Here is a 24,161-nt window from a genome sequence, read left to right as displayed (position 1 = left end):
GAAAGGGCATCTGGAATTTCGGGAGACGGCCATGTTTTCAAGGCGACAGATTCTGTTAGCGGGCGGCGGGCTAGGGGTTGCAGCCCTGGTCGCGGGTGTATTGCCAAAATTGTCGACCAGCACGGCGCTGGTCAGTGAGGCGCGGGCCGACGAGGCGTTCGAAGTGACTCACAGCGACAGTCAATGGCACTCGATCCTCAGTGACGAGCAGTATCAGATCCTGCGCGAGGAAGGCACCGAACGGGCCTACACCAGCGCGCTCAACAACGAGCATCGCACCGGCACTTTTGCCTGTGCCGGCTGTGCTCTGGCGCTGTTTTCCTCGGCGACCAAATTCGACAGCCGTACTGGCTGGCCGAGTTTCTGGGCGCCGCTGGAACATGCAGTGGCCACGCGTCAGGACCGCTCGTTCGGCATGTCCCGCGACGAGGTTCACTGTCGCCGCTGCGGCGGCCATCTGGGCCATGTTTTCGATGACGGGCCCAAGCCTACCGGCCTGCGTTACTGCATGAACGGCCTGGCGATGACTTTCAAAGCTGTGGCGGCTTGAGTCATGACCCGCTCGCGATCTTCACTTCACACAGGACGAATTTATGTGGCTCTTGGTTCTCGCTTATCTCGGTGGTGTGCTGACGATCGTCAGCCCGTGCATCCTGCCGGTTCTGCCTTTTGTCTTCGCTCGCACCGGGCAGCCGTTTATCAAGAGTGGCTTGCCGCTGCTGGCGGGGATGGCGGTGACCTTTGCGCTCGTCGCCTCGTTGGCGGCGGTGGGCGGCGGTTGGGTGGTGCAAGTCAATCAGTACGGGCGCTGGCTCGCGTTGCTGTTCGTTGCGTTGTTCGGGCTGACCTTGCTCCTGCCGCGTGTGGCCGAGCGGCTGACCCGGCCGCTGGTGTCGGCCGGCAGTCGTCTGTCGGAGGCCGCCGGGCAGGACAATCGCCCGCGTCCCGGCGCTTCGTTTCTGATCGGGGTCGCCACGGGGCTGCTCTGGGCACCTTGCGCGGGGCCGGTTCTGGGGCTGATTCTGACGGGCGCCGCACTGCAGGGGGCAAGCATCGCCACCACGCTGTTGTTGCTCGCCTACGCGGCAGGTGCCGCCACTTCACTGGCGGCGGCGTTGCTGCTCGGCGCTAAGGTCTTTGCGCTGATGAAGCGCTCGATCGGCACCGGTGAGTGGATTCGACGTGGCCTCGGCGCGTTAATGTTGGCCGGCGTAGCGGCCATTGCACTGGGGCTCGATACCGGGATTCTCGCTCGGTTATCGACGGCGTCTACCGGTGGGCTGGAACAGACATTGGTCGGCAAGCTTTCGGGCAAATCCGCTAATACAAACGGCACGATGATGGCTCAGATCCCGCCGGCAGATGACTCGGCCAACGGCAGCATGATGGCTGCGGGCGGCGCGATGAAAATGGCCGCGAAAGCACCGGGCACGTTGCCGGTCGAAGGGCAGTTGCCGCCGCTCGATGGTGCTGTGCAATGGCTGAACTCTCCACCGCTGGATGCCCAGGCGTTGAAGGGCAAAGTGGTGCTGGTGGATTTCTGGACCTACTCCTGCATCAACTGCCTGCGCACCCTGCCGTACGTCAAAGCCTGGGCCGAGAAGTATCGCGATCAGGGCCTCGTGGTGATTGGTGTACACGCCCCGGAATTCGCTTTCGAGCGTGACGTCGGCAACGTCACCAAAGCCATGAAGGAACTCGGTATCAACTACCCGGTAGCGATCGACAACGACTACAGGATCTGGCGAGCCTTCAACAACGAGTACTGGCCGGCGCATTACTTTGCCGACGCTCAGGGACGCATTCGTTACCACCATTTTGGCGAAGGCGACTACGCCGAATCGGAGCGCGTCATCCAGCAATTGTTGCGTGAAGCCGGTGCGAAAACCGTTGCGGACGGTTTGATCAATGCCGACGCGAAGGGCGTGCAACTGGCCCCGGACATGCGCGAAGCGCAATCACCGGAAACCTATGTCGGCTACCAGCGTGCGGAACATTTCGTACCGGACACCAGCCTGGTGCCTGACAAGGTTGCGGCTTATACCCCACTGGCGAATCTCGCGCTGAATGACTGGAGCCTTGGTGGTCAATGGAGCGTCGGTGCCGAGCGCGCGACGGCCAGTGCCCCGGCGAGCCGCATCGTTTATCGCTTCCATGCCCGTGACCTGCATTTGGTCCTGGGGCCGGGCGCGGAGGGCAAACCGGTGCGCTTCAAAGTGTTGATCGACGGTCAGGTGCCGGCGGATGCCCATGGCGTCGACGTTGCCCCTGACGGCACGGGCCGCGTCACCGAGCAACGCCTGTATCAGTTGGTGCGCCAGACCGAGGCTGTGAAGGATCGAACCTTCAGCATCGAGTTTCTTGACCCGGGCGTGTCGGCCTACGCCTTTACCTTCGGCTAATCAGGAGTCATTGCAATGAAAATTACATGGCGTCGTATGTTGTTGGGAGTCGCGGTGGCAGGCGTGATCGGCCAGGTTTCAGCGTTCTCCCTGGGAGGAGAAGACGCGGTGATCATTCCTCCGCCAACCCTCGACGAAGTCACTCAGGCGCACAGCGAAACGGCGGTATTTGCCGGCGGCTGTTTCTGGGGTGTGCAGGGGGTTTTTCAGCACGTCAAAGGCGTGCAGAAAGCCGTCTCCGGTTACGCCGGCGGCGCGGCGAATACGGCGGAATATGAACGTGTCAGCGAGGGCGATACGGGCCATGCCGAGTCGGTGCAAGTTACCTTCGATCCGGCGCAGGTCAGTTACGGCAGCCTGCTGCAGATCTACTTTTCGGTGGCGCATAACCCTACCGAACTTAATCGGCAGGGCCCGGACAGCGGCACGCAATATCGCTCGGCGCTGTTCCCGGTCAACGCCGATCAGCAGAAGGTCGCGCAGGCCTACATCGCGCAACTCGATGCGGCGCATGCGTTCAACAAACCCATCGTCACCCAGCTGGAAAGCTACAACGGCTTTTACCCGGCGGAGGACTATCACCAGGATTTCCTGACCGAGCACCCGAGCTATCCCTACATCGTTATTAACGACATGCCGAAGGTGGCGAATCTGAAGCAGGTGTTTGCCCAGCGTTATCAGGAAAAACCGGTGCTGGTGAAAAGCGGCTCCTGAATCATCGGGCGCCCAATGGCGGGCGATGAGCCTGAAGGGTGCGCAGCAAACGGTAATATTTCAGTGAGCGAGCGCTGATCAGACCACTGATAAAGCCCGATGCTGCGGCTTTGAGCAACACCATATCCGGGGCGGCAGCCCGCTCTGGGTACACGTCATCCTGATAGCCGAAGTAGTAGTTCACTGCGAAAAAAAGCAGGAGCAGAATCAGCGCTTTCCAGGTGCCCGGCACGACCAGCCCGGTTTCCGGATCATCAAGATTTATCCCCTTGTTGGGGAAAATCAGCCATGCCGACAGGGCGCCGAGTAACAAAGCAATGAGCCAGCCGCTGAGGGTCAGACCTGGGTCATTCGTCAGGTTCAACGACAACAGCGACCACGCCAATAACACCAGCGGGGTCGACAGCAGGGACAGCCGGCTTTCGTGTTGAGGTTTGAGGGTCTTGAGGCCGAAATACAGCAGAACCAGAAAAACGGCATAAACCCACAAGGGAGTATTTTGAAGAGTGACGAGCATCGCACAGCGTCCATGCTGGAAAGAGAAGGCAGATCATATCCGTTGCCAGGGTGGACGCCGCTTATTTTAATCGCGGCCGCTCCATGGCAATCACTGACGTCTCGAAACCCAAGCGGGCAAAAAAGGCCTCGGCACCCTCCCGACCGGCGCGCAATACCCAAGTGATGTCGGGGTTATCGCCCATGACATGCTCGACCAGTTTGCGGCCAATGCCTGCGTGTCGGTACTGGTCGTCAACCACGACCATCGACAGGTAACCGTTGGACAAGCCGTCGGTGATGCCCCGGGCGAAGCCAACGATCCGGGCGCCGCGCAGGGCAACCGCCGTGCGTTGAGAGTTGTTGATCAGTTGCATGAAGTGTTCGCTGGAGCCGGTGCGGTGACCCCAGCCATGTTGCCCGAGGAACAGCCGTACCGACTCCACCTCGTCAGGGCGCAGGTCGCGTACGCTCAGATTGTCGTTCATCAATGGTTCGACTCCTTGTCAGCAGTTGTTCGAGACTGGCCTATCCCTTGATGTCAGGATCTGCCCCAGGTCTGCATCGCGAATTCGACGAAGCGGCGCAGCTTCGGCAGGCGATAGCGATCCGGGGCGTACAGCAAATGCAGGGGACGGCTGGGAGGTTGGTAGTCGGCAACCACGGTCACCAGTTTGCCCTCGCGCAAATCCTGTTCCACCAGTGCATCGGGCAGCATCACTATGCCCATGCCGGTGCGTGCGGCCTGATGCAACCCGGCTGACGTATTCATCAGCATTGGCCCGCTGACGTCGACGAGAATTTCTCCGTCCGGGCCGCTGAGGCGCCAGCGCTTTTCCACCGATTGCCAATCGTCGCCAGCAGGATAGGCGAACGACAGGCAGTCGTGTTGTTGCAGGTCCTCAGGGGTTTTCGGCATACCACGGCGGGCCACGTATTCCGGGGAGGCGCACACGGTCAGGGTGTAATCGATCAAGGGACGGGCGATCAGGTTCGACTCCTCGAAATGACCCAGCCGAAACGCTACGTCGAGGCCGCTTTCCAGCAGGTCCGGACGGCTGTTGGTCAGTACCACATCCATCTTCACCTGCGGGTATTGCAGGGAAAAATCGCTCAGCGCCGGTGCCAGGCGTTCTACCCCGAAGGTCAGCGGCGCGGTAATGCGCAACAGGCCACGGGGTTCATCGAGTGCTTGTTCGGCCAGACGTTCGGAGTCGGCCACCAGCCCCAGGACATCCAGGCAACGCTGGTAGTAGACGCTGCCGAACTCAGTCAGGCGCTGCCGTCGGGTGGTGCGTTGCAGCAGTTGCACTCCGAGCCGCTGCTCCAGCGCCCGTAGATGATTGCCAACCATGGTTGTCGACATGTCGCACTGCAGCGCCGCCGCCGTCATGCTGCCGGCTTCGACGACTTTGACGTACACGCTCATCGACTGGAACAGGTCCATTATCAAGCCCTGCTTTTAAATGAATGAAGTTGTAGCGAGTTTATCCAGTTCTGGTGGCTAACCATACTGACATCACACCGACCTTCCTGGAGTTTGAAGTCATGACCGCCGCCCTGATGAACACTTACCAACCGCTGGCCCTGAGTTTCACCAGAGGCCTGGGTACTCGCCTGTGGGATCAGGCCGGTCGCGAGTATCTGGATGCGGTTGCCGGGGTCGCGGTGACCAATGTTGGCCACTCGCACCCGCGTATTGTTGCGGCGATCAGCGAGCAGGCGGGATTGCTGCTGCACACCTCCAATCTGTACAGCATCGACTGGCAGCAACAGCTGGCAAAGCGGCTGACCGCGTTGTCGGGGATGCAGCGGGCGTTCTTCAATAACTCCGGTGCCGAGGCCAACGAGACCGCGCTTAAACTGGCGCGGTTGTACGGTTGGCGCAAAGGCATCGAACAGCCGCTGGTGGTGGTCATGGCCAACGCTTTCCATGGCCGTACCCTCGGCACGTTGTCCGCCAGCGATGGCCCGGCGGTGCGGCTGGGCTTCAATGAATTGCCGGGAGATTTCATCAAGGTCCCGTTTGGTGATCTCGCTGCGCTGGAGCAACTGCAGCGTCAACACGGCGAGCGCATCGTGGCGATTCTGGTCGAGCCGATTCAAGGTGAAAGCGGTGTGCAACTGGCGCCTGCCGGCTATTTGAAAGCGCTTCGTGGATTATGTGATCGCCACGCCTGGCTGCTGATGCTTGATGAGATCCAGACCGGCATCGGCCGCACGGGTCAGTGGTTTGCGTTTCAGCACGAAGGCATCGTTCCCGACGTCATGACCTTGGCAAAAGGGCTGGGCAACGGCGTGCCGATCGGTGCTTGCCTGGCGCGGGGCAGGGCGGCAGATCTGTTCACGCCTGGCAGCCATGGCAGCACGTTCGGCGGCAATCCGCTGGCCTGCCGGGTCGCTTGCACAGTGCTGGATATCATCGAGGAACAAGGGCTGCTGGACAACGCACGAGTTCAGGGCGAGCGCCTGTTGACCCGCCTGCGCGCAGAGTTGGCGGACAACCCCAATGTGCTGACGATTCGCGGGCAGGGTTTGATGATCGGTATCGAGTTGAAACAACCGGTGCGCGATCTGACACTGATCGCTGCGCGCGACCACGGGCTGCTGATCAACGTCACGCGTGGCAAGACGATACGGCTGCTGCCACCGCTGACGATTGATGAGCGGGAGGTGGAGATGATTGTCAGAGGTGTGGGGCGTGTCGTTCAGTAGTGATATTTGCAATTGATAACGCAAATTTCACCGCCTTCTACCCTATAAACCAAACGGTGCTCGGCGGTTATACGCCGAGACCACAAGCCGCTCATGTTGTGCTTGAGCGGCTCGGGCTTACCAACACCTTCAAACGGTTGTCGATGGATAGCTTTTATCAGCAGATTGATTCGCTTGAGTCCGGCCTTATCATTTTGCTGAAACCATAAATAGTCTTCCCATCCAGTCGGCGTGAACTCGATTTTCATTCTTCGATCAATTGCCTGACTTTGGCTTTACCAGCGCGCATTTCTCCGATCGATTTGATTAACCGCTCGGCGTTCGCCGGGGAACGCAGCAGGTAGGCGGTCTCTTCAAGTGCGTTGTATTCCGCGAGAGACATCATGACGACAGGCTCACCTTTTTGCCGGGTTATCAGCAACGGGGCTCTATCTTCATTGACGCGATCCATCGTCTCTGCCAAATGCGCACGGGCGGTGGTGTAGTTGATGGTTTGCATGTAGTAGTCCTCGCTGGAGGCAAAGAACGTACAGAAATGGGTACAGGATGACAAGGCGACACCTACTAGTGGTTATTTCGCAGAAGGGCTGACTGCGAGCACGTTCAGTATCACTTGGAAGCGGCGAAGACGTTTCTGAGAAGGTTGTAATCCTTATCTACTGCTGCAAGCAGTGAGAAGCCATCGCGATGTCGTCATATCGCATTTTATTCGTAGGAAAAAAGGTGCGCGTCAATCCGGATAATCCGCCAGATCCGGCGCCAGCATTCGCGTCTTCGCCGCCCCGTTCGAATTGTGCTGAATGATTTCCCGCGGCTGCCCCTGCTCATTGAAAAACACTTGGCCGATCCCCGCCGAATTCCACATCCGTTCACCCGCTTCTGCGTGTTCCGGCGTGTACGGCACGATGCGCATCAGCCTGCGTTTGGTAAACCAGTTCAGCGGTGAACGCGGTGAGTAGAGCCAGCGGTTGAGGCGGTCGAACCATTCCAGCAGGGTTTTCGGGAATTCATTCTTGATGCCGCTGCTGGTGATCTGCCAGATGCGCGGACCGGCCTTGCGGTGGCGGATCAGCACTTCATAGACGAAGGAATAATGCACATCGCCGGACAGCACCACGTAATTACCCGGTGTACGCGAGTGGCGGAAAATGTTCAGGATCACCTGTGCCGCGCCGCGATGGGCCATCCAGTTTTCCGCATCGACCAGCAATGGATAACCGCACCAACTGAAGACTTTCTGCACCGTCTCGATCAGTTTCACACCGAAGATCGGCGCCGGTGAAACGATGATTGCCGACGGATGATCGAGCAGTTCCTGTTGCAGTTCGCTCAAGGCCTCCCAGTCGAGCAGACCGGACGGTTGCTTGAGCGCCATTTCGCTGCGCCAGCGGCGGGTGCGGGTGTCGATGACCACCAGCGCCGGACGGGTGGGCAGTACGAAATGCCAATGTTGAAAGCGCAGCAGGTCGTCGATCAGTTCGTCCTGCACCGGGCTGTCGAGGTATTGATCATCACCGCTGGCGCTCAAGCCAAGGGTTTTCTCCAACAGATCCTTGAAGGCATCCGGGTTATTGCCCCAGCCCTGACACAACATATAAGCGATCAAGGCGTTGCCGATGATGCGTTTGGAGAACGGATGACCGTAGGCCGTTTCCTCCCATTGCGCGGAAAGATTCCAGTCGTCGGTGATGTCGTGATCGTCAAAAATCATCAGGCTCGGCAGATGCGCCAATGCCCGGGCGACGTTGCCCAGGCCTGCCTTGAAACCGTCGATCCGCGTCTGTTCCAGGGCGTAGCGCTCGAGCCGTTCGGGCGTCAGCGTCGGCGCCGTTGGCTCGATCAGCGTCCATGCGGTCGGCGCCCATACCAGCAAGTACATCGCCATGACTTCGGCGAACGTCACCAGGTGATTGTCGGCGCTGCTGCTGGTGAAAATCGGCTTACGCGCGCCGCCGAAAAATCGCTCGCGCAATGTCTCGTTGCTCTCCAGCGCCGGTAACAAATCCGCACGGTGGTAATAGCTGGCCGGGTGGTCGTAAAGCTTGGCGCTGTCACTGACCACGGCGCCTTCGAGGTGTTCGTCGAACAGGCCCAAACGCTCGATCAAGGCATGAATCGCGCGCAGCATCGGGCCAGCGACGTCATCGGCATACACCTGATCGCCACTCATCATCAGCAGGGCGGGGCGCTCGTGCGGTTCGGTTTCGGCGGCCAACAGTTGATCGACGCAGAGCAAACCGTCCGCCGCTGGGTGATGCGGTTTGCGGCAGGAGCCGTGCAGCAGTTGATCAATGCGCGAACGCAGGACGAAGTTCGGGCACTTCGCATCGCCATACAGCAGATGCGGCGCCCATTCGGCGATGCCCATCGCGCCGTCAATCAGCAGGTCATAGTCGATACGCGTGTCGAAGGGCAGGGCGCCTTCAAGGGGGACGTCGATGAGATGGACAAATGCATGACGGCCTACAGGAACCACCGTGCATTTGTCGCCATCGAGAGGAATGTCTCCTACACCGTGCAGACGCAAGACCAATGACAACGGGCGCCTGGCGACCAGCCACATGACCAGTCGAGTCGGTTCGAGTCGGCGCAGCAGCGGGCCGGCCAAAACCGGTGGCAGCAAGGAAGGGTCAGCTAAAAGTCGGGACATCGGTGGGCAAGGCTCAAGGCGCACAGCCGGCGATGATAGCGCAGCCGGCGCCTGCAACCCTTAAGCGAGGCTTAAGATTCAGCCTTCTTCAGCTTCAGATCGAGCAATCGCCATTCGGTATTTTCTGCAGTGCTGCCCGCCACGGGCTGAACGGTGCAGGTGTAGCGATAGCTCACATCGTCGCCGAGCATATTGCGGGCGCTGACGTTATTGCTGATGGTGTAGATCTGATCCTTGAAGCGCTGGTTTTTGTTGGTGATTTGCGGGGCAACGACCGTTGTGGCCGGGAAGCGCATCGCACTGTGCAGGAAGGGTGCGCACATCACCGCCGCCATCATGGACTTATCGGCCTCGGGGTCCTTGCCGAGCATTTTGCGCAGGGCGACGAAGTCCTGGCCAAGCGCATCCGTAATCGGCTTCTCGAACACCGTGCTGGTCAGACGACTGCTGTAGTTCGGCAGCAACGCGGACTCGGGTGGCGAAGGCTCATTCTGCGGTTTGCCGGCAACAAAGGCCGGAAAGTTGTCCAGCGCAGGTGCCGGTGCAGGTGCAGGTGCAGGGATTGGTGCGGGTGCGGGTGGCGCGACAGCAACAGGGGCCGGCGCAGGAACAGGCTCAGGCTTCGGCGCAGCCGGCGCGACCTCTTGAGTCACCGTCTCTTGAACCTGTTTTTTTGCAGTTTTAAGCTCCGGCGTGAACAGCGCCAGCGAGATGGAAAACACCACGACACCGACAATAAAACCCGCCCCCGCGCCGAGAACGTTGCCGAAAAACAGATTCCAGTTGCCGCGGTTCTTCACCACCCAGCGCCACATCAAACCCCATGTCGCCAGAAATGCGAGTAGACACAGAAACGCCATTCGATCCTTTCCTTAACCTGCAAAAATCCTGAGGCAGCGCGTATTGATCAGTCGCGCTGAAGATGGACGGCAAGATAACAAAATAGTAGCGTCGCGCCACTCTCTTCATCGGTGCCAAACGGTGGGCAATAGCGATGAAGGACAGGATTTTTCTTCAACCAGAGGATGGGCAGATGATCGACTTCAACAACAAGGGTTTCTTCAAACTCAAGCAGAACGACGAATACGCCGAGCGCGTCAGCGCCCTGTTGCTGGAAGGGGAAGAGGTGATCGACTCTTATAAGGCCATGCGCGATGGGGTGGTGTTTACCAACAAACGCATCATCGCCGTCAACGTCCAGGGCATCACGGGCAGCAAGAAGGATTTCACTTCGCTGCCGTACAAGAACATCGTCGCCTACTCCGTGGAAACGTCGGGGACGTTTGACCTGGACTCGGAGCTGGAGATTTACTTTTCATCGCTGGGCAAGGTGAAGTTTGAATTCACCGGGAAGACGTCGATGGTGGAGATTTCCAAGTACATCTCCAAACATCTGTTGTAAGAGCGCGCGACGCGCTCAATCAAAGAATGTCTTTCAGATAAACCTTGAGCGCGAGGAGCGGCTGATCGAGCTGCTCCAGCGACTGCGCCTGGCTGAAGTCCGCCGACAGCTTGTGCAACTCACGCCCAAGCGGTTTCTCGATACCGCCCAATGAATCCAGCGCCAAGCCGAGGCACTCATTCATCTTGAATTGAATAGTCTCGACATCGCCACGTTTCACCAACAACTCGAAAATATCTCGCTGGTAGTCACCCATGACCATGTCATCGCGCAGGATCGGGCTCAGGCCTTCTTCCTCATACGCGAGCTTGAGGGAGAAGAGGGCGACTGTTTCCAGTGACGTTTCCATGGTGATGATCCTTGGGGTTTTCGTCGGTCGAGAAGCTGAAAGTCAAAAGATCGCAGCCTGCGGCAGCTCCTGCAGGGGCAAGAGCTTTATTGCAGGCGAAAAAAAAGGCCTTGCTAAGCAAGACCTTTCTTAATTTTGGTGCCCCGAGGGGGCAACGGTCTGAATGCGACGGTAACGTACCACAAGCGGCAAACACCTGCGATGCCCGGCTATGCTGGTGACTGGCCGTGTCGTGCGAAGACAGTGAGCGGCAGTTTCGTGCAAGTGCGTGGTAGCCTTTACGCCATTTTTACGCCAGGAGGGTGGAATGGCTTCGTACCGGAAACGAAGTGGTGGTTGGCGCGCTGAGGTCGCGAAGCAAGGTGTTCGTGACTCCCAGACGTTCGATACCAAAGCCGCGGCTGTTGCTTGGGCAACTGCTCGTGAGGCTGAAATCATTGCGCAGAGTGGTAAGTCTCGCACAAGCGTCTCTATGACGCTTTCGGAGGCACTGCGTAGGTACAAGCGCGATGTGTCACCAACCAAGGCAGGCCAGCGCTGGGAAGAGCTACGGCTTGATAAGTTCGACAGGGAACTGGAGTGGGTTGGAGAGTTGATGGATAGCATAACGTCCGAGCAGGTCGCTCAATGGCGGGATGCACGCTTGAAGGTGGTGAAGACTGCGACGGTCAGGCGTGAAATGACACTTCTGTCGTCCGTCTTTGAACTCGCCAGACGTGAATGGAAAACCTGCCTGGCCAACCCTGTCCGTGATGCGAAACGGCCGAGCAATGGTGCGCCCCGCGAACGTCGTGTTGCCCCCAGCGAAATCAGCGCGCTGCTGAATCGACTTGGCTACGTCGAGGGGGAGCCGCCGGTGACGCTTCTGCAGGAGTTGGGATATGCGTTTCTCATCGCGATCGAAACCGCGATGAGGCAAGGCGAGATACTGGGTCTGACCGCGAAATGGGTGAACCTGCGCGAGCGCTTCGTCCATCTGCCAATGACAAAGAACGGCACCAGCCGGAATGTTCCGCTGAGCAAGCGTGCGGGAGAGTTGTTGGAGCCGCTTTACAAGGGTAAGAGCGCTGACGATCGGCTATTCAGATTAGAGTCAGGATCGGCGGACTCTATGTTCCGGAGGATTCGCGACGAACTGGGAATAGATGGTCTGACGTTTCACGACACTCGGCATGAAGCCATTACGCGTCTCGCTCGTAAGGTCGACGTGCTGGATTTGGCGCGTATTACCGGCCACAAGGATCTCAAGTCTTTGATGATCTATTACAACGCCACAGCGTCGGAACTGGCGCAGCGTCTGGGATAAAAAAAGCCTGCGGAGTACGCAGGCTTTTTTTTGTTCACGCTGTTTGCCTTGCTCGCCTCGTTGCGGGCAACCGAGCGCGATGTTGCCGCAACCAGGTAATCACCTCTACCGCGAACCATCTTTTCGCGGCTTTCAATCCAGTGGCACAAGGCTGAACGCTCGTAGGGAAGCCAGGTTGAACTACAACCCGACGCTCGACCGTGTAGGCGGATAGCTTTAGGTACGCCGCAATATCCTGCGCTGTCCATAGTTCATGCTCTGCAGCAACGGCGGGGCGCTGCAGCTGCCGAATCAGTTCGTGTATCGAGCTGAGCAGATCCGGCGATTCCATTGGCATGTCAGCGGGCATAACGGCGTTCCTTCGCTAGTCTCGCGGCTATTTTTTCCGCCATGAAGGTTTCCCATTCCTCTGTTTTTCGTTGCTGCCGTTGCTTACTGCAGCGGTTATGCCGGGGAATGGATCGAGCAAAGCCGCAAATATCGCAGACGCTGGGCAAGTCAAGCCGCTTGCTGGCCAACGCTGGGCGTATACGAGTGGTGGTGTTTGGTTCAGACATGTTTTCGTCCCCGCAACTGCTGGGTGGAGGTGTTGTGATTGGCGAGTACGTTTGCAACAACAAGTGCCTCAACGTCGGTTAGATCGCCCTGCGCTTTGGCTATGTTGGCCAGCGATTCAAGGCGGTCTCGCGCATCAATGGTTTTTTGCACCTGGTATTCAAAAATCGCGGTACCAACGATTTGGATCGTCATCAGGTGGCGTCCCGCCAACGCGCTTTGCTCGCGCGATGTGGTAGCCTTCGAGTCGCTGCTTCGGTGCTGTGCTTGCATAGTGTTGCCCTCAGTAGCGGGTATCGAGGGAGCGCAATCCCTCGATACCCTTCATTTACCGGCGCCGCCGGCATCGTTCCTGGTTGAGCGGGTTTAAACCGATCGCACCAGGTGAATCACCAAACTTTCAAACTCCCCTTGTTCATCACATGCCTGCCACTCAAGGACGGCTTGCGCTTGAACGCGGCTGCAATTCATAACGAGGATTTCGCGGTCGCCTCGGTTGAAGCGGATCTCCAATGCGTCGACCAGGCCCGCGTTGGCATATGCTTCCGCGAATACAGTCCGGATTTCAGACTCACACTCGGCCGCTGCGGTATTTAGTCGGCGGATCTCTGCTGTCGAGTCGCCTTGACCTTGATCGTTAATCACCTGGATTTGCATGGAATTGCCCTTACGCCTTGAAGTGCCAGCAGCGAACCGTCTGCGGAATCGGGGTCAACGGAGTGCGCGCCTGCAGCGCTGCCCTGATGTTGCTTTCAGTGGGCTTACTCGCCTCAAGCAATTTGTGGGTGCGGCCGTCCTTGAGCATTCGTCGTAGGGTGGCCAAGTCCGGTATGCGCTGACGGTGTTCGTGAGCGACTTCTGCGAACTGGTTGAGGTTGATCGCGATGACGCCGGCGTTCTTGCTGTGGTTGACCAGCGGGGCGCCCGGGAGGGATTCCAGGTAGTCATAGACCTGCCAGAAGTCGTTCAGCTCTTGCGGATCGGTGGTGATCGCCGCCTGCCGTTCGTTGGCCATGCCCTTGATGTATTGCTGGGTTTCTCGAACCATCTGTTCAGGCAGTTGGAGTACCAATTGAAGGCAGTCGACCAAGGCGAGCAGCATGCTGTGATTACGGATGATGCGATCCGAAGTCAGCTTTTTGCTTGCCCATAGTTCCGTACGGTACTTCGGGTATACCTCGGCGAAGCGCTTCATCACCTGCGACTCGGCCTTCATCGCCTTGACTATGAAGTGGCTGACGTCTTCGACTTGCGTCTGAACGAGCGAGTCTGCAGCTGCACGGCTGTCTTCGGTGATGTTGGGCTTAGGGAAATACAGTTTGGTGATCCGGCTCAGAATCGCTTCATGCCCGGACACACCTGCGTTCTGCGCAATAACGATCGACGCACGGAAGGGCGGTTCGTAGGTGTCGTTGCTGTTGTTCTTCACGCCCCGGGTTCGCAGCAGCCCACCACCGTAGTAGTCCTTGAACTCATCCCATTCAAACGATTTTGCGTTATCGGCATCGGTGTTGCGGTCTGCTTCGAGTAGTACCAGGGGAATGTTGGAAACCTGACCCATTGCACGGCTGCGGCCGGAGGTGGAACCCTTCGCAGGGTCGAAGCCTTCGTAAAGACGCCCGAACAGTTTCCAAAGAAATTTGATCAAGGTCGTCTTGCCGGAGTCAGGCTCGCCTGACATTTCCAGGAACGGGAAGCTCTCGTAGTCGGCGCGGATCTGTTCGGCGAATAGCGAGCCAAACCAGTAGGTCAGGGCAACGAGTCCCTTTTCGCCAAAGCACAGCCAGAGCTTTGGTAGCCAATCATCGCGATAGGCCTTAGCAGTGGGCGCCATGGCGATCTTGATGGACTTCATCAGGCACTTGACCCGTGACTGACCGAATTCGAAATAGTCTTCTTCGTTGGCCTTGTAGACGTTCCCTCCTTGGATGGCGATATCGTTAAAGATGTAGGCCTTATGCTCTTTGCTGTACCCGATGTAATCGATGGTTTCGACCGTTTGCAGCCCTTCCGTCTGGCGGATGACGATCTGGTCTAGGTATTTTTGTGTGCCAAGCCAGGTCGCGCCGGCGAACATCAAGCGCGCCTTGAATTCACTGCTCGACGATATTTGTTTGGGAGTGAACGTAAATTTTTCAGGTGCGTTGTCACTCGGGGTTTCAACCTGGAAATAGAACCAGGCGTCACCGGTCACGTCGTTCACCTGCTTGTAAAGCGCCTCAAATTTGCAGTTGGCAATCTGTTTCAACGCGCAGACAGACTCCAGAACCTTGTGACGTGCTTGGCGATCGTTCAGCAGTTGATCGTCGTGATCGTCACTGTTGATAAGGGCGCGTTGCTCGTCTTCCAGCTTGGACAGGTCAAATTTTGCCCAGTACATCCGGTCGGCGAAATCGAAATGGAATTCCGACGTTGCATCTTCCCAGGTGTACATCAAGATCGCTTTCTCACGGGGCGAAGCCGCCAGAAGCAAATCACCTTCGTGACGCGCAATTTGGAGATCGCGCTGACGTCGTTGTTCGCGCTTGTCGGAGTCTTCAAACCCCCAACGTTGATGCAGGTCGTTCCAGTCGAGCTTCTGCCGTCGGCGTTGTGGTATCAGCGCTGCACTGCAGCTGTAGCCCAGCTCGCGAGACAACTTCGCCCAACGCTGTAGGTAGCCGCGCGCTGTCGGTTCGTTATCCAAAGCCCAGACCAGTCGGGGCAGGTTGCCTTTACGTTGCTCTGCCAGTTGTTCCAGCGCATGAGCGGGGTAACTGACGCTCGACATTGCAGAGACTGCCGGGATGCCGTTCTGCTGGAGAGCGATGGCGTCGAAGATCCCTTCGACAATCCATAGCTCTTCTACGGTGGCCAGGTCGACGGAGGGCGGGCACCACCAGTAACCGAGGGCGCTATATTTGGGTTTGAACCGAGCCTTCATCTTGCCGAAGCGGGATGGGCGATCGATCAAACGTTCCCAATACCCACCGTTGGGGAGCGGAAAGCGGATCGTGGCGCTGGAATGCCCCGTCTCGTGATTGACGTAGTTTTCCTGCGTGTACCAGCCGGTTAGCATCCCAACGTCAAAGCCCCGGGCGAACTCAAGGTACGCCCGAGCTGTCACGGTTGGATCGTTATCTGTCGCCGGTGCACGCTTGCTCCAGTCCTCGAACAGATCTTCGTACAGGTTTTTCACATGCTCGATGTGACCGCAGCGTTCAGGGCGACCACAGCGGATCTGCCAGGGATTGTCGTATCGAGCGTAGAGTTCTTTCTTTTTGCACTTGGGGCAGGTGCCACCCCGCATGTATTTCGTGCCGGCGCGAAGTTTCAGGTCGAAATCGAATTGCAGCCGTTCGATGACCGTATCTTTGAGGTCTTCTTTCATCATGATTTTTTCTTCGCTGCTTTGAGACTGAGGCTGAGGCTATGGGTGAGGGCGCCGATCAGCGTTTTCTGAGCGGCCATCACCGGGCTATTGGCGAGAATCGATCCGTGGCGGAGGCCATCGGGGATGCGCCGGTATTGATCTGCGTACCAAAGGTCATTGAGGCTGTGGCGGTACTGTTCGCGCAGGTTGGCCAAGAGCGCTTGAGCCTGGTTAGGCGTCAGTTTTGTGTGGATATCCATGGCGTTTTCCATCGTCAAACCTCAATTTCGGGCGCAGCTCACCCAAACCCACGGCTAGCAGGCTCAGGACAGTAGTAGGGATGTTTAGGTGGCGGGCGTGATACGGGTGGCGCGGCCGGCGGCTATCAAGTGTTCGTAGATCAGGTGGACAGGCACCGACCAAGTGCAACCACGGACCGGGTCAGTGATGACCACCGCGTGGGATTCACTTGCATGGATATCGAGCCGTTGCCGGACATTGATTTCGTGAAGGTCGCTCATTGCTTCACAGGTGAGTCGGATCGCAAGCGGCTTATCAGCCTGAAAGCTATCCACCAGATGGCTGGCGGTGCGCTCAATGAATTGACCTTGATCGCCCAAGTGCTCCCCTTGATGACGTTCAAGGAATGTGAGAGCAGCAGCCCGGATAGTGCTGCGGTAATCCAGATCCTTGGAAGCTATGTTCATTTGGCTTTCCTCGATTTAGACGCGTGCAATTGGATGACGGCGAGAACTTCGGCGTGTCTGGCCGCAAGGTGCAGTGAGTCCGCGTGAAGGATCGCCTCGGCCTCGGCCTCGCTGATGATCCCGTCCTTCAATGCTTCCTCAATGAGGTGATCGACGGTGCCTTTCTTGGCTGAGGCCTGGACGCAACGGGCGTACATTTCCACGTTGTCCAACGCTTCAGGCTCAATCACCGGAACGAACATCCCGCCGTACATTGCTGTGATGTACTCGGGGAGAAAGGTTGTCTCGGTATCAAGCTCGAGCTGGTGGATCTGTGCATCGGTCAGCGGGCGGCAGTTGTTGTTTTCATAGGCGTGGTTGTCGAACTTCTTAAGCGATAGGCCGATGCGAGCGGCGGCGCATTCGCGCCCGCCGGGATAGGCGCAGATGATTGCGCTGACCACCTGACGCCGAGTTTTTAGAACTGTGCTTTTCATGTTCTGCTTTTCCCTGTGGCCCGGTGCCATTACTGTTCGATCACGCCGTCTTTGATACCCAGCAACACCGCGGCGCGATGTGCCTCCCCACGGCGACCTTTGATCCGACCGTTCAACAGGTCGCTGACTAAATTTTTGTTCAGTCCATGCTTTCGGCTGAATTCCGCAATGCTCATTCCTCTGCGATCCAAAGCCTCTCGGGCTTGCTCCGGCGTAACTGTGGCGGGCATAGTGCGCACTCTGTTCAGTTGTGTTTGTTTACGTTTGTCTGTGGTGATTCTTGGTCAAAAAATTGATCAAGTCAATGGTGGTGAATAAAAAAATGCTCATAGCAGATCAAGTAGGAGAACGCCTAAGGGAAGAGCGCGAGCGCCTAGGCCTGAATCAAACAGAGTTTGGAGTACTACTTGGTGTGAGCCGGGGAACTCAGAAAAACTATGAACTGGAGGCTAATTCGCTCGATCTTCGCTATGTGGCGGCACTTGAAAAGTGCGGAGTAGATGCTGCATTTGTGCTGACGGGCCGACGTTCCACGCCTCTCGGCGTACTGTTTTCTCCAGAAGAGGAAAAGCTGATTAGGCAGTACAGGAGCATCACGCCTTTTGACCAAGAGGCGATTCGTCGTTTTCTGCAGGCGATGGCCGACGACGCCGCTCGAAGCCAGAATTAAACAGACACACTGCAAATAAGACATTCGTCGCCTCTCAGTACCAATGCCAGCTTCCGCCCCGATAACGTCGATTCAGCAATGCACTTTATGGAGTAGTACGCATGTTGGATCGCACGAAAAAAGACCGCGCCTGTGTTGGTTTCTGTGAATTCGAGTGGCTCGGGTTGACCTCAATTGAACGACGCCTGATCGGCCTATATCGACTATTGAGCGAACAAGAGCAACTTCAATTACGCCGCCTTTCTGAGGTGCTTGCCACCAAGCCCGAAGACGGTGCCAACAACTGATAATCGAGCCATGTAGTCGATCGCCGACACCTATGAGTCGGCGGTCCGAACATCACGCCACTGCCTGTGACCCCAGCTGCTCGAACAGCTCCCGCTGTTTCGCCCTGGGCATATCCCGCAAATGGTCGAACAACATCCTTTCGAAAGACTGAGCCGATGGGCTCAACGTGTGCGAGAACGTCAGATTTGCGACCCATGTGTGCCCGCACTTTGCGTCCAGACACTGGCAGTACAGCTTCGCAAACTCCGTCGATAGCTTCTCTCGCGAAGCGATCCGTCCTCTGTGTCCGCATTTGCATTCAACTCGCATTGTGTCCCTCCCCAGGGCAGCCAATCGCCACCATATTGCCACAATATTTAGTGGCAATCTCTTAGCTAAGCACCGGATGCAGTGGGATCAACTGGAATATCCACTTCTCTCCAGTTGATTCGCCTGTCTGGTCGTAACGTGTCATTGACCTGGTTGAACAGCTGACAGATCGGCCGGATCTCGTTGCTGGTGTACACCCGGTCAATCTTTTCAATGTCGCCAAAACCCCCGCTGTTTTCCGGAATGATGCCGGCGAGCGCGGGGTTCATCCGCCAGGCGGCGATCACGTCGTTGCGGGTGATGTTCTTCACCTTCTCCAGCTCGTCTTTAGCCTGGAAATCCCCCACCGGGATAATCTGAATCGCGTTCTCTTTGCCGTTGGGGATGTTGACGAACATCGAGCGGAAGTTGCCCACGCCCTTGCTTGAGCTGATCTGCGCGCGCAGGTTGTCTTCGTCCTCCTCGGTCAGGTCCGGATCGTTGGTGTAGAAGATGTAACCGGCGTGAGCCCCGTTGCTGTAGTAACGCCGGCGGAACAAGGTTGCGGCTTCGTTGAGCAGCAGCGCCTGCATGCCGCCCAGGTAGTCCGGCACCCCGTAAATGTTCTGTTCCACGTCATAGTCGAGGACGTGCTCGATCTCGTCCTGGTCGAAGTCCATGAACTTGTTATCAGGCAGCAGCATTCGGAAACCGCCGTCGACCTTGATCCGCATGTTGATCGCTGCCAGGTGCTGCAGCTCCAGGACTTGGCCGAATGCATTGGTGTCGCGGTAGAAGAAGGCTTCGCCGAACACCATGTAATCCAGACCCGCACAGCCCATCGTCCGAGCGCTGCAGCCGGCCGAGGGAATCAGCTCACGCAACAGCAGGTTGCGCTTGAACTTGGGGATGGCGCCGTGGTGCGCGTTGGCGCGCAACAGTTTGGCCAGGCCAGGCCGCGACACTGGCGGCTTGTAGATCTCGCCGTCGTCGCTGAGAAATACGCCCAGGTACTCGCCGATGTTGCCCGACAGCACCTGCTCGGGTTCGCCGAACGTAAACGCCCGCATGGGCTGTTGCTGTTGCGCCTGCTGGTTGACCGGGCGATTTCTGCGTCGATGCTTGGGCATTGTTTCCACTCGTGACGTAGCGGCTACGACGCCGCTTGTTGGTGTTCAAAGGTTCGTTGGCCAGGGCGTGCATAACCGCCCATGCGATATCGGCGTGGCCGGTCGCGTCGGTGCGCGAGGCGCTGTAGGTGACTTGGCCGCTGTTGGTGGTGCCGCGCTTGATGGTCAAGAACGCCTGGGCGATATCGGTCCATCCGGCATCCCACTCGATGCGGCTGCCTTGGATCGTGTCCTGGGCTTTGAGCACCAGGGCGTTCTTCGCCTCGAGGCTGTAATGAATCGGCGTCGCTTTGGCGTAGAAGTCGCGCACCAGGTCGAACACGCCGTAACCCACACCGGTGACATCGATGCCGATGTGCTGGACGTTGAAACGCTCGGTCAGCTTCTTGACCTGGGCAGCCTGATAGGTGAACGAATGTCCTCGCCAGCTGTGCTTCTCCAGTATCCGGAACTTCGCACCAGGTTCGAGCGGCGGGGCGATGACAACGCACGTCGCGTCGTCGCGGGTGCGGCTCGGGTCGTAACCCAGCCAGACCGGACTGTTGCCGAACGGCCGATCGTCGTCGGGCTTGTAGTCTTCCCACAACGACAGGTCGGAATAGCAGCGCTCCAGATCCTTGAGGCCGAACGCGCTCTGCGTGCTGTCGATGAACTTGCAGTAGAAGAGCTGCTGAAACTTGTCTTCGTCATACTCCAGCTGCAGTTGCTCGAGGTCGAACAGATCGCAGCCGCCGTCGATCGCATCCTGAATGGTAATGGTCTTGCGCCATTGGCCGTCCGGACACAGAGCACCCTGTGAATACGATGCTTCGATCGGCCAGGTGCCGCCGATCTTTTTCCCTCGCTTGCTGTTGCGAAATTCTTCGCCGGTCCAGAACGGATAGGCCTGGTGCGACACAGCGCTAGGCGTCGAAAAGTAGGTTTTGCGCCACTTCTTGTGGGTGCCCATGGCGCTGGCCACGGTGCTGAGTTTTTCGAAATCGCGGATCCAGAAATATTCGTCGACGTAGACGTGGCCGTGGTAGCCCTGGGCGGTGCTGCTGTTGGTGCTGAGAAAGCGCAGTTCGGCGCCGTTGCTCAGCACGATCGGGTTGCCGGTCAGCTCAATGTCGAACCACTGCTTGGCGAACTGGATGATGTAGCTGCGGAAGATCTCGGACTGCGATCGGCTGGCCGACAGAAAGACCTGGTTGTCGCCACTCAATACCGCGTCCATGAACGCTTCGCCGGCGAAGTAGTAGGTCAGGCCGACCTGACGACTTTTGAGGATGTTGCGGATTCGGCACGTCAGCGGGTTCTGCTTGGCCGCGAACAGCTCCTGCTGGTAGCGGTACATTTTGCTGATGAACTTATCCAGGAAGTCGACTTCGGTGAGGCCGCTGATGTCGTTCTTGGCCTTCTTCTCTTTTTTCTTGCCGCCGCCTTCGCTACGGCCGGAACGTTCGCCACGCGGTCGCTGGCGAGGTTCCGAGGAATCGCACGGATCGTCTCCGATCGATGCCGCCGCCGGCGTCGGTTTGGCCGCTTGCTTTAGCAGTCGTTCGCGCACGGCGGTCAGCCGGTCGAGTTCGTTTAGATCGTCCTTGGAAAGGCTGCCGACCTTGTCCAGCAGCAAGGTGATACGCCGGCCAACAGCGGTGAGCGGTTCTTCGTCCGACAGCATGTCTTCCCAGCCGCCCTGGCGGATCCAGTAGTAGACGATCCGGATGTTGGGCAGGTTGAGTTGCGCCTGAATTTCCTTGGCCTTACAGCGGCGCAGAAACAGGCGTTTGGCGGCTTCTTTAACTTCGGTCGAGTAGTACATGGGCCGCAGTCTATGCGGCGAAAACGGTGAAAACGCGGGGTTAAATTCTGCGATAAACCTAGATCTTGAATCTAGGAGGAACGCGCAATTGAACCGTTTGTTAGGGGGCGGTTTGCTCCATATCTTGGCGGCTCAAATCACCGATTGAGCGCAGTTATCCCCATGCCCCGTTCCCTTGTTTCGTTCTGGAAACGTGTCGCCACCAGCGGCGCGACCGTTGATGGCCGAGTGATCCTTCCCCAGGAACTGCGCGATATCGCTGAAACCTACAAGCCATCCTTTTACACGGCAGTGATCTGGTGCGATCACGAACGCTGGCCTGGTTCCCACGGCACCGTCTACGCCGTGCGCCTGGTGGAAGAAGCCGAAGATCTGGAACCCGGCGAAGTGGCGCTGGAAGCGCAATTGAAGCCCAACGACCGGCTGCTGTACCTGAATGACCAGGGCCAGAAGCTGTTCACCAGCATTGAGATCACCCCTGACTTCCGGGGCAAAGGCAAAGCCTACCTGACCGGCATGGGCGTAACCGACCAGCCTGCCAGCGTGGGCACTCAGGAACTCTACTTCTCCCACAAAAACTCCCGCGCATCTTATTACGCAGCCTCGGTCGAACTCGGCCGCCTGCAGGACGACAGCCAAAGCACCGCTGAAACCGGACTGATTAACGCTCTGACCGGCTTTTTCAAACGTTTCGCTGCGGACGTGCTGCCCACCGAATCCACTCCACCCAACACAGAGAGCAAACCCCCAATGGATGAAGCTACAGCAACGGCTTTGACAGCCCTGGTGGCGCAGCTGCTGGTTGTCGCCGCCGGCCTTCAGGCGGTCATCGAGCCTGCCGCCGCCGATGCACCAGAACCCGATCAGGGTCTGATCGATGACGTCAGCTCGGCCGTCGACGACATCGTCGCCACCGCCGAGGAGGAGCGCGAGTTCCGCCGCAAGTCCAAGGGCAACCAATCCGTAACGGCGAAACTGGACGCGCTGCTGAAGCAGTTCTCTGCACTGCAGAACACCCCCAACGGTCGCCAGTTGCCGCGCAACGCGGGTCCTGTAACCACTGCCAAAAAGCGGGTGCTCTGACATGGCCTATTCCCTGAGCGCCTTCGGCGCCCAAATGTACGCGGAGCTGCAGCTCGCTATTGCTGAGAGCTACGGCGTCGACCTGGCCACGAAGCAGTTCAGCGTCGAGCCGACCATTGCCCAAGAGCTGAACGAGGCCATTACGGCCAAGTCGGACTTCCTGCAGCGCATCAACGTCATTCCGGTGACCGAGATCAAAGGGCAAAAGGTGTTCCTCGGTGTGTCCGGCCCAGTTACCGGCCGCACCAATACCAAGACGAAAGACCGCGAAGCCAAAGATGCGTCGGCGCTGGATCAGTCGACTTACGAGCTGTCTTCCACCGAATCCGACGTAGGCCTGCCATACGCGAAAATCGACGCATGGGCCAAGTTCCCGGACTTCCACCAGAAATACTCCGCAGCGGTTCAAAAACAGATCGCCCTGGACCGCATCATGGTCGGCTTCCACGGCACGCATGCTGCGGAGCAGAGCGACATCGAGCTGTATCCGATGCTGCAGGACGTCAACAAGGGCTGGCTGCAGCAACTGCGTGAGCAGGCCCCGCAGCAGGTGCTTAAGGAAGGGAAGGTGGCCGGCAAGGTCACTCTGGGGCCGAATGGTGACTACGCCAACCTCGACGCCCTGGTACACGACACCAAGCAGATGGTTGACGAACGCCTGCGCGACGGCGGCGACCTGGTCGCGATCATCGGTTCCGACCTGTTGGCCGCTGACAAGGCCAAGCTGTACGCCAAACAAGGCGACGTGCCGACCGAAAAAGAACGCATCGAAGATGCTCAGGTGATCGCCACCTACGGCGGTCTGCCGAGCTTCAGCGTGCCGTTCTTCCCGGTCAACGGCGTGCTGGTTACCAGCTGGGACAACCTGTCGATCTACTTCCAGGATTCGAGCTGGCGTAAACAGACGGTCGACAACCCGAAACGCTCCCGCGTCGAGGATTACAACAGCCGCAACGAAGGTTACGTGATCGAGCAACTGGAAAAGATCGCGCTGACCGAAAACGTGGAGCTGGTTGCGTGAGCCTGGCCCTGGCACACAAGCGCCGCACCTTGGCCATGGGTGTAACCGCCGCTGCCGCCGCCCTCTCGGGCGCGGCTCTGGCGTACACCCCGGCTGACGCGCTGAGCAGCCCCGCCAATGCGCGCAAGCATTTGATGCTGCAGGAAGCGGCATTGGACCAGGATCTGGAGCGCATCAGCGCGATCAACGGCATGGCCGGCCGCCAAGCACTGAAGCGCGATGAGTTGCTGCCCAAGTACCAGGAATACGTCCAGCGCTACTGCGAATCGGGGCTGAATTTCCCGAACCGTGTTGCGGTGCAGGTCATGGTCTGGCTGTTCGACACCGTGCAGTTCGAAGACGCCCTGGAACTCGCGGACTTCCTGATGGAGCAGGGCCAGGAAATGCCCGAGCGTTTCAAACGTCGGGATATCCAGACCTTTGTTGCTGACGCCGTGTGTGAGTGGGCATTCGCTGAATACACCGCCCAGCGTAGTCCGGAGCCGTACCTGTCCGACCTGTTGCCGCGTGTCGACGGTGAATGGGAGCTGACTGAACAGATCCCGTCCAAATACCACAAGTTGATCGGCATGCGCGCCATGGAGGCCGAGCAGTGGGAAACCGCGCTCAAGCACCTTGAGCGTTCCAGCGAGCTGTACGCGAAGGCTGGCAACGAGACGCGCATTGCGAAGTGCCGAAAGGCGATCGCCAAACAGCCACCCGCCGTCACCGGCGCCGAATAACCGACTACCCCCCCAGCGGGAACCTGTGGAAG

General features: G+C 58.2%; 30 protein-coding genes. 11 read left to right on the top strand and 19 right to left on the bottom strand.

Annotation, left to right across the window (positions count from 1 at the left end; translation table 11 throughout):
• Positions 1–31: 31 nt before the first annotated feature.
• The 3 genes from msrB to msrA are packed head-to-tail and all read left to right on the top strand — an operon-like array spanning position 32 to position 3,116.
• Complete coding sequence (gene msrB, locus PMI37_RS21205) at positions 32–550, top strand: peptide-methionine (R)-S-oxide reductase MsrB (protein WP_008084785.1); 519 nt, start codon at positions 32–34, stop codon at positions 548–550.
• A 43-nt stretch (positions 551–593) separates the two neighbouring features.
• Positions 594–2,402 carry a cytochrome c biogenesis protein DipZ gene (locus PMI37_RS21200; RefSeq protein WP_008084783.1) on the top strand — a complete coding sequence of 603 codons (1,809 nt, stop codon included), beginning with the start codon at positions 594–596 and terminating at the stop codon, positions 2,400–2,402.
• Positions 2,403–2,417: 15 nt separating this feature from the next.
• The gene (gene msrA, locus PMI37_RS21195; RefSeq protein WP_008084782.1) at positions 2,418–3,116 is read left to right on the top strand and encodes a peptide-methionine (S)-S-oxide reductase MsrA; all 699 of its coding nucleotides are present in this window, start codon (positions 2,418–2,420) and stop codon (positions 3,114–3,116) included.
• A 1-nt stretch (position 3,117) separates the two neighbouring features.
• Here msrA and PMI37_RS21190 read toward each other — a convergent pair whose 3' ends face one another.
• The 3 genes from PMI37_RS21190 to PMI37_RS21180 form a co-directional block, all read right to left on the bottom strand.
• Entirely contained in the window at positions 3,118–3,633 is a 516-nt protein-coding gene (locus PMI37_RS21190; protein WP_008084780.1) for a DUF6622 family protein, read from the bottom strand.
• Between the two features lie 61 nt (positions 3,634–3,694).
• Entirely contained in the window at positions 3,695–4,099 is a 405-nt protein-coding gene (locus tag PMI37_RS21185) for a GNAT family N-acetyltransferase (protein ID WP_008084778.1), read from the bottom strand.
• 53 nt (positions 4,100–4,152) lie between these two features.
• Entirely contained in the window at positions 4,153–5,058 is a 906-nt protein-coding gene (locus PMI37_RS21180; protein WP_008084776.1) for a LysR family transcriptional regulator, read from the bottom strand.
• A 101-nt stretch (positions 5,059–5,159) separates the two neighbouring features.
• Here PMI37_RS21180 and PMI37_RS21175 point away from each other — a divergent pair, with 101 nt between their 5' ends.
• Complete coding sequence (locus PMI37_RS21175) at positions 5,160–6,326, top strand: aspartate aminotransferase family protein (RefSeq protein WP_008084774.1); 1,167 nt, start codon at positions 5,160–5,162, stop codon at positions 6,324–6,326.
• Here PMI37_RS21175 and PMI37_RS21170 read toward each other — a convergent pair.
• The 4 genes from PMI37_RS21170 to PMI37_RS21155 all read right to left on the bottom strand — a co-directional run bounded on the left by PMI37_RS21170 (position 6,320) and on the right by PMI37_RS21155 (position 9,836).
• Positions 6,320–6,574, bottom strand: a complete 255-nt coding sequence (locus PMI37_RS21170) for a Txe/YoeB family addiction module toxin (RefSeq protein ID WP_008084772.1) — start codon at positions 6,572–6,574, stop codon at positions 6,320–6,322. The genes PMI37_RS21175 and PMI37_RS21170 overlap by 7 nt on opposite strands.
• Positions 6,571–6,825 (bottom strand): type II toxin-antitoxin system prevent-host-death family antitoxin, encoded by a 255-nt coding sequence (locus PMI37_RS21165; RefSeq protein WP_008084770.1) that lies wholly within the window; start codon positions 6,823–6,825, stop codon positions 6,571–6,573. Before PMI37_RS21165 ends, PMI37_RS21170 begins: the two co-directional genes overlap by 4 nt.
• Positions 6,826–7,056: 231 nt before the next feature.
• Entirely contained in the window at positions 7,057–8,976 is a 1,920-nt protein-coding gene (locus tag PMI37_RS21160; RefSeq protein WP_008084768.1) for an alkaline phosphatase D family protein, read from the bottom strand.
• A gap of 71 nt (positions 8,977–9,047) precedes the next feature.
• Positions 9,048–9,836 (bottom strand): hypothetical protein, encoded by a 789-nt coding sequence (locus tag PMI37_RS21155; protein WP_008084765.1) that lies wholly within the window; start codon positions 9,834–9,836, stop codon positions 9,048–9,050.
• A 173-nt stretch (positions 9,837–10,009) separates the two neighbouring features.
• On the opposite strand from PMI37_RS21155, the gene PMI37_RS21150 reads away from it, so the two are divergent.
• Positions 10,010–10,378: a PH domain-containing protein gene (locus PMI37_RS21150; protein WP_008084761.1), complete on the top strand. Its 369-nt coding sequence runs from the start codon at positions 10,010–10,012 to the stop codon at positions 10,376–10,378.
• Between the two features lie 19 nt (positions 10,379–10,397).
• On the opposite strand, the gene PMI37_RS21145 is transcribed toward PMI37_RS21150, so the two are convergent.
• Entirely contained in the window at positions 10,398–10,727 is a 330-nt protein-coding gene (locus PMI37_RS21145; protein WP_008084758.1) for a hypothetical protein, read from the bottom strand.
• 307 nt (positions 10,728–11,034) lie between these two features.
• On the opposite strand from PMI37_RS21145, the gene PMI37_RS21140 reads away from it, so the two are divergent.
• Positions 11,035–12,033 (top strand): tyrosine-type recombinase/integrase, encoded by a 999-nt coding sequence (locus tag PMI37_RS21140; protein ID WP_008084757.1) that lies wholly within the window; start codon positions 11,035–11,037, stop codon positions 12,031–12,033.
• A 338-nt stretch (positions 12,034–12,371) separates the two neighbouring features.
• On the opposite strand, the gene PMI37_RS31430 is transcribed toward PMI37_RS21140, so the two are convergent.
• The 8 genes from PMI37_RS31430 to PMI37_RS21095 all read right to left on the bottom strand — a co-directional run bounded on the left by PMI37_RS31430 (position 12,372) and on the right by PMI37_RS21095 (position 17,353).
• On the bottom strand, positions 12,372–12,590 hold the full coding sequence (locus tag PMI37_RS31430) for a hypothetical protein (protein ID WP_045123219.1): 219 nt from the start codon (positions 12,588–12,590) through the stop codon (positions 12,372–12,374).
• Positions 12,583–12,783, bottom strand: coding sequence for a hypothetical protein (locus PMI37_RS21125; protein ID WP_238552720.1), 201 nt, complete (start codon positions 12,781–12,783; stop codon positions 12,583–12,585). The genes PMI37_RS31430 and PMI37_RS21125 overlap by 8 nt, the downstream gene beginning before the upstream one ends.
• 171 nt (positions 12,784–12,954) lie before the next feature.
• Positions 12,955–13,245, bottom strand: a complete 291-nt coding sequence (locus PMI37_RS21120) for a hypothetical protein (protein WP_008084752.1) — start codon at positions 13,243–13,245, stop codon at positions 12,955–12,957.
• A gap of 10 nt (positions 13,246–13,255) precedes the next feature.
• Complete coding sequence (locus PMI37_RS21115) at positions 13,256–15,958, bottom strand: toprim domain-containing protein (protein ID WP_045123222.1); 2,703 nt, start codon at positions 15,956–15,958, stop codon at positions 13,256–13,258.
• The gene (locus PMI37_RS21110) at positions 15,958–16,212 is read right to left on the bottom strand and encodes a hypothetical protein (RefSeq protein WP_008084747.1); all 255 of its coding nucleotides are present in this window, start codon (positions 16,210–16,212) and stop codon (positions 15,958–15,960) included. The genes PMI37_RS21115 and PMI37_RS21110 overlap by 1 nt, the downstream gene beginning before the upstream one ends.
• Before the next feature lie 72 nt (positions 16,213–16,284).
• Positions 16,285–16,647, bottom strand: a complete 363-nt coding sequence (locus PMI37_RS21105) for a hypothetical protein (RefSeq protein WP_008084746.1) — start codon at positions 16,645–16,647, stop codon at positions 16,285–16,287.
• Entirely contained in the window at positions 16,644–17,123 is a 480-nt protein-coding gene (locus PMI37_RS21100; protein WP_274517675.1) for a YmfL family putative regulatory protein, read from the bottom strand. The genes PMI37_RS21105 and PMI37_RS21100 overlap by 4 nt, the downstream gene beginning before the upstream one ends.
• Before the next feature lie 29 nt (positions 17,124–17,152).
• The gene (locus PMI37_RS21095) at positions 17,153–17,353 is read right to left on the bottom strand and encodes a DNA-binding protein (protein ID WP_008084742.1); all 201 of its coding nucleotides are present in this window, start codon (positions 17,351–17,353) and stop codon (positions 17,153–17,155) included.
• 92 nt (positions 17,354–17,445) lie between these two features.
• On the opposite strand from PMI37_RS21095, the gene PMI37_RS21090 reads away from it, so the two are divergent.
• Entirely contained in the window at positions 17,446–17,793 is a 348-nt protein-coding gene (locus PMI37_RS21090) for an XRE family transcriptional regulator (protein ID WP_045123221.1), read from the top strand.
• A 101-nt stretch (positions 17,794–17,894) separates the two neighbouring features.
• Positions 17,895–18,080: a hypothetical protein gene (locus tag PMI37_RS21085; protein WP_008084739.1), complete on the top strand. Its 186-nt coding sequence runs from the start codon at positions 17,895–17,897 to the stop codon at positions 18,078–18,080.
• A gap of 52 nt (positions 18,081–18,132) precedes the next feature.
• Here PMI37_RS21085 and PMI37_RS21080 read toward each other — a convergent pair whose 3' ends face one another.
• The 3 genes from PMI37_RS21080 to PMI37_RS21070 all read right to left on the bottom strand — a co-directional run bounded on the left by PMI37_RS21080 (position 18,133) and on the right by PMI37_RS21070 (position 21,303).
• Positions 18,133–18,390, bottom strand: a complete 258-nt coding sequence (locus PMI37_RS21080; RefSeq protein WP_008084736.1) for an ogr/Delta-like zinc finger family protein — start codon at positions 18,388–18,390, stop codon at positions 18,133–18,135.
• 65 nt (positions 18,391–18,455) lie between these two features.
• Entirely contained in the window at positions 18,456–19,307 is an 852-nt protein-coding gene (locus PMI37_RS21075) for a phage portal protein (RefSeq protein WP_008084734.1), read from the bottom strand.
• Entirely contained in the window at positions 19,246–21,303 is a 2,058-nt protein-coding gene (locus PMI37_RS21070; RefSeq protein WP_008084730.1) for a terminase large subunit domain-containing protein, read from the bottom strand. The genes PMI37_RS21075 and PMI37_RS21070 overlap by 62 nt, the downstream gene beginning before the upstream one ends.
• Before the next feature lie 162 nt (positions 21,304–21,465).
• Between PMI37_RS21070 and PMI37_RS21065 the strand changes: the two genes are divergently transcribed.
• Genes PMI37_RS21065 through gpM form a run of 3 tightly spaced genes read left to right on the top strand, consistent with a single transcriptional unit; the run spans position 21,466 to position 24,129 of the window.
• Complete coding sequence (locus PMI37_RS21065) at positions 21,466–22,386, top strand: GPO family capsid scaffolding protein (RefSeq protein ID WP_008084728.1); 921 nt, start codon at positions 21,466–21,468, stop codon at positions 22,384–22,386.
• A 1-nt stretch (position 22,387) separates the two neighbouring features.
• Positions 22,388–23,407 (top strand): phage major capsid protein, P2 family, encoded by a 1,020-nt coding sequence (locus PMI37_RS21060; protein ID WP_008084726.1) that lies wholly within the window; start codon positions 22,388–22,390, stop codon positions 23,405–23,407.
• Positions 23,404–24,129, top strand: coding sequence for a phage terminase small subunit (gpM, locus tag PMI37_RS21055; RefSeq protein WP_008084724.1), 726 nt, complete (start codon positions 23,404–23,406; stop codon positions 24,127–24,129). The genes PMI37_RS21060 and gpM overlap by 4 nt, the downstream gene beginning before the upstream one ends.
• Positions 24,130–24,161: the final 32 nt, after the last annotated feature.

It is taken from the genome of Pseudomonas sp. GM80, from assembly GCF_000282515.1.
Lineage (GTDB): Bacteria > Pseudomonadota > Gammaproteobacteria > Pseudomonadales > Pseudomonadaceae > Aquipseudomonas.
This window is presented reverse-complemented; position numbering and strand designations above follow the sequence as displayed.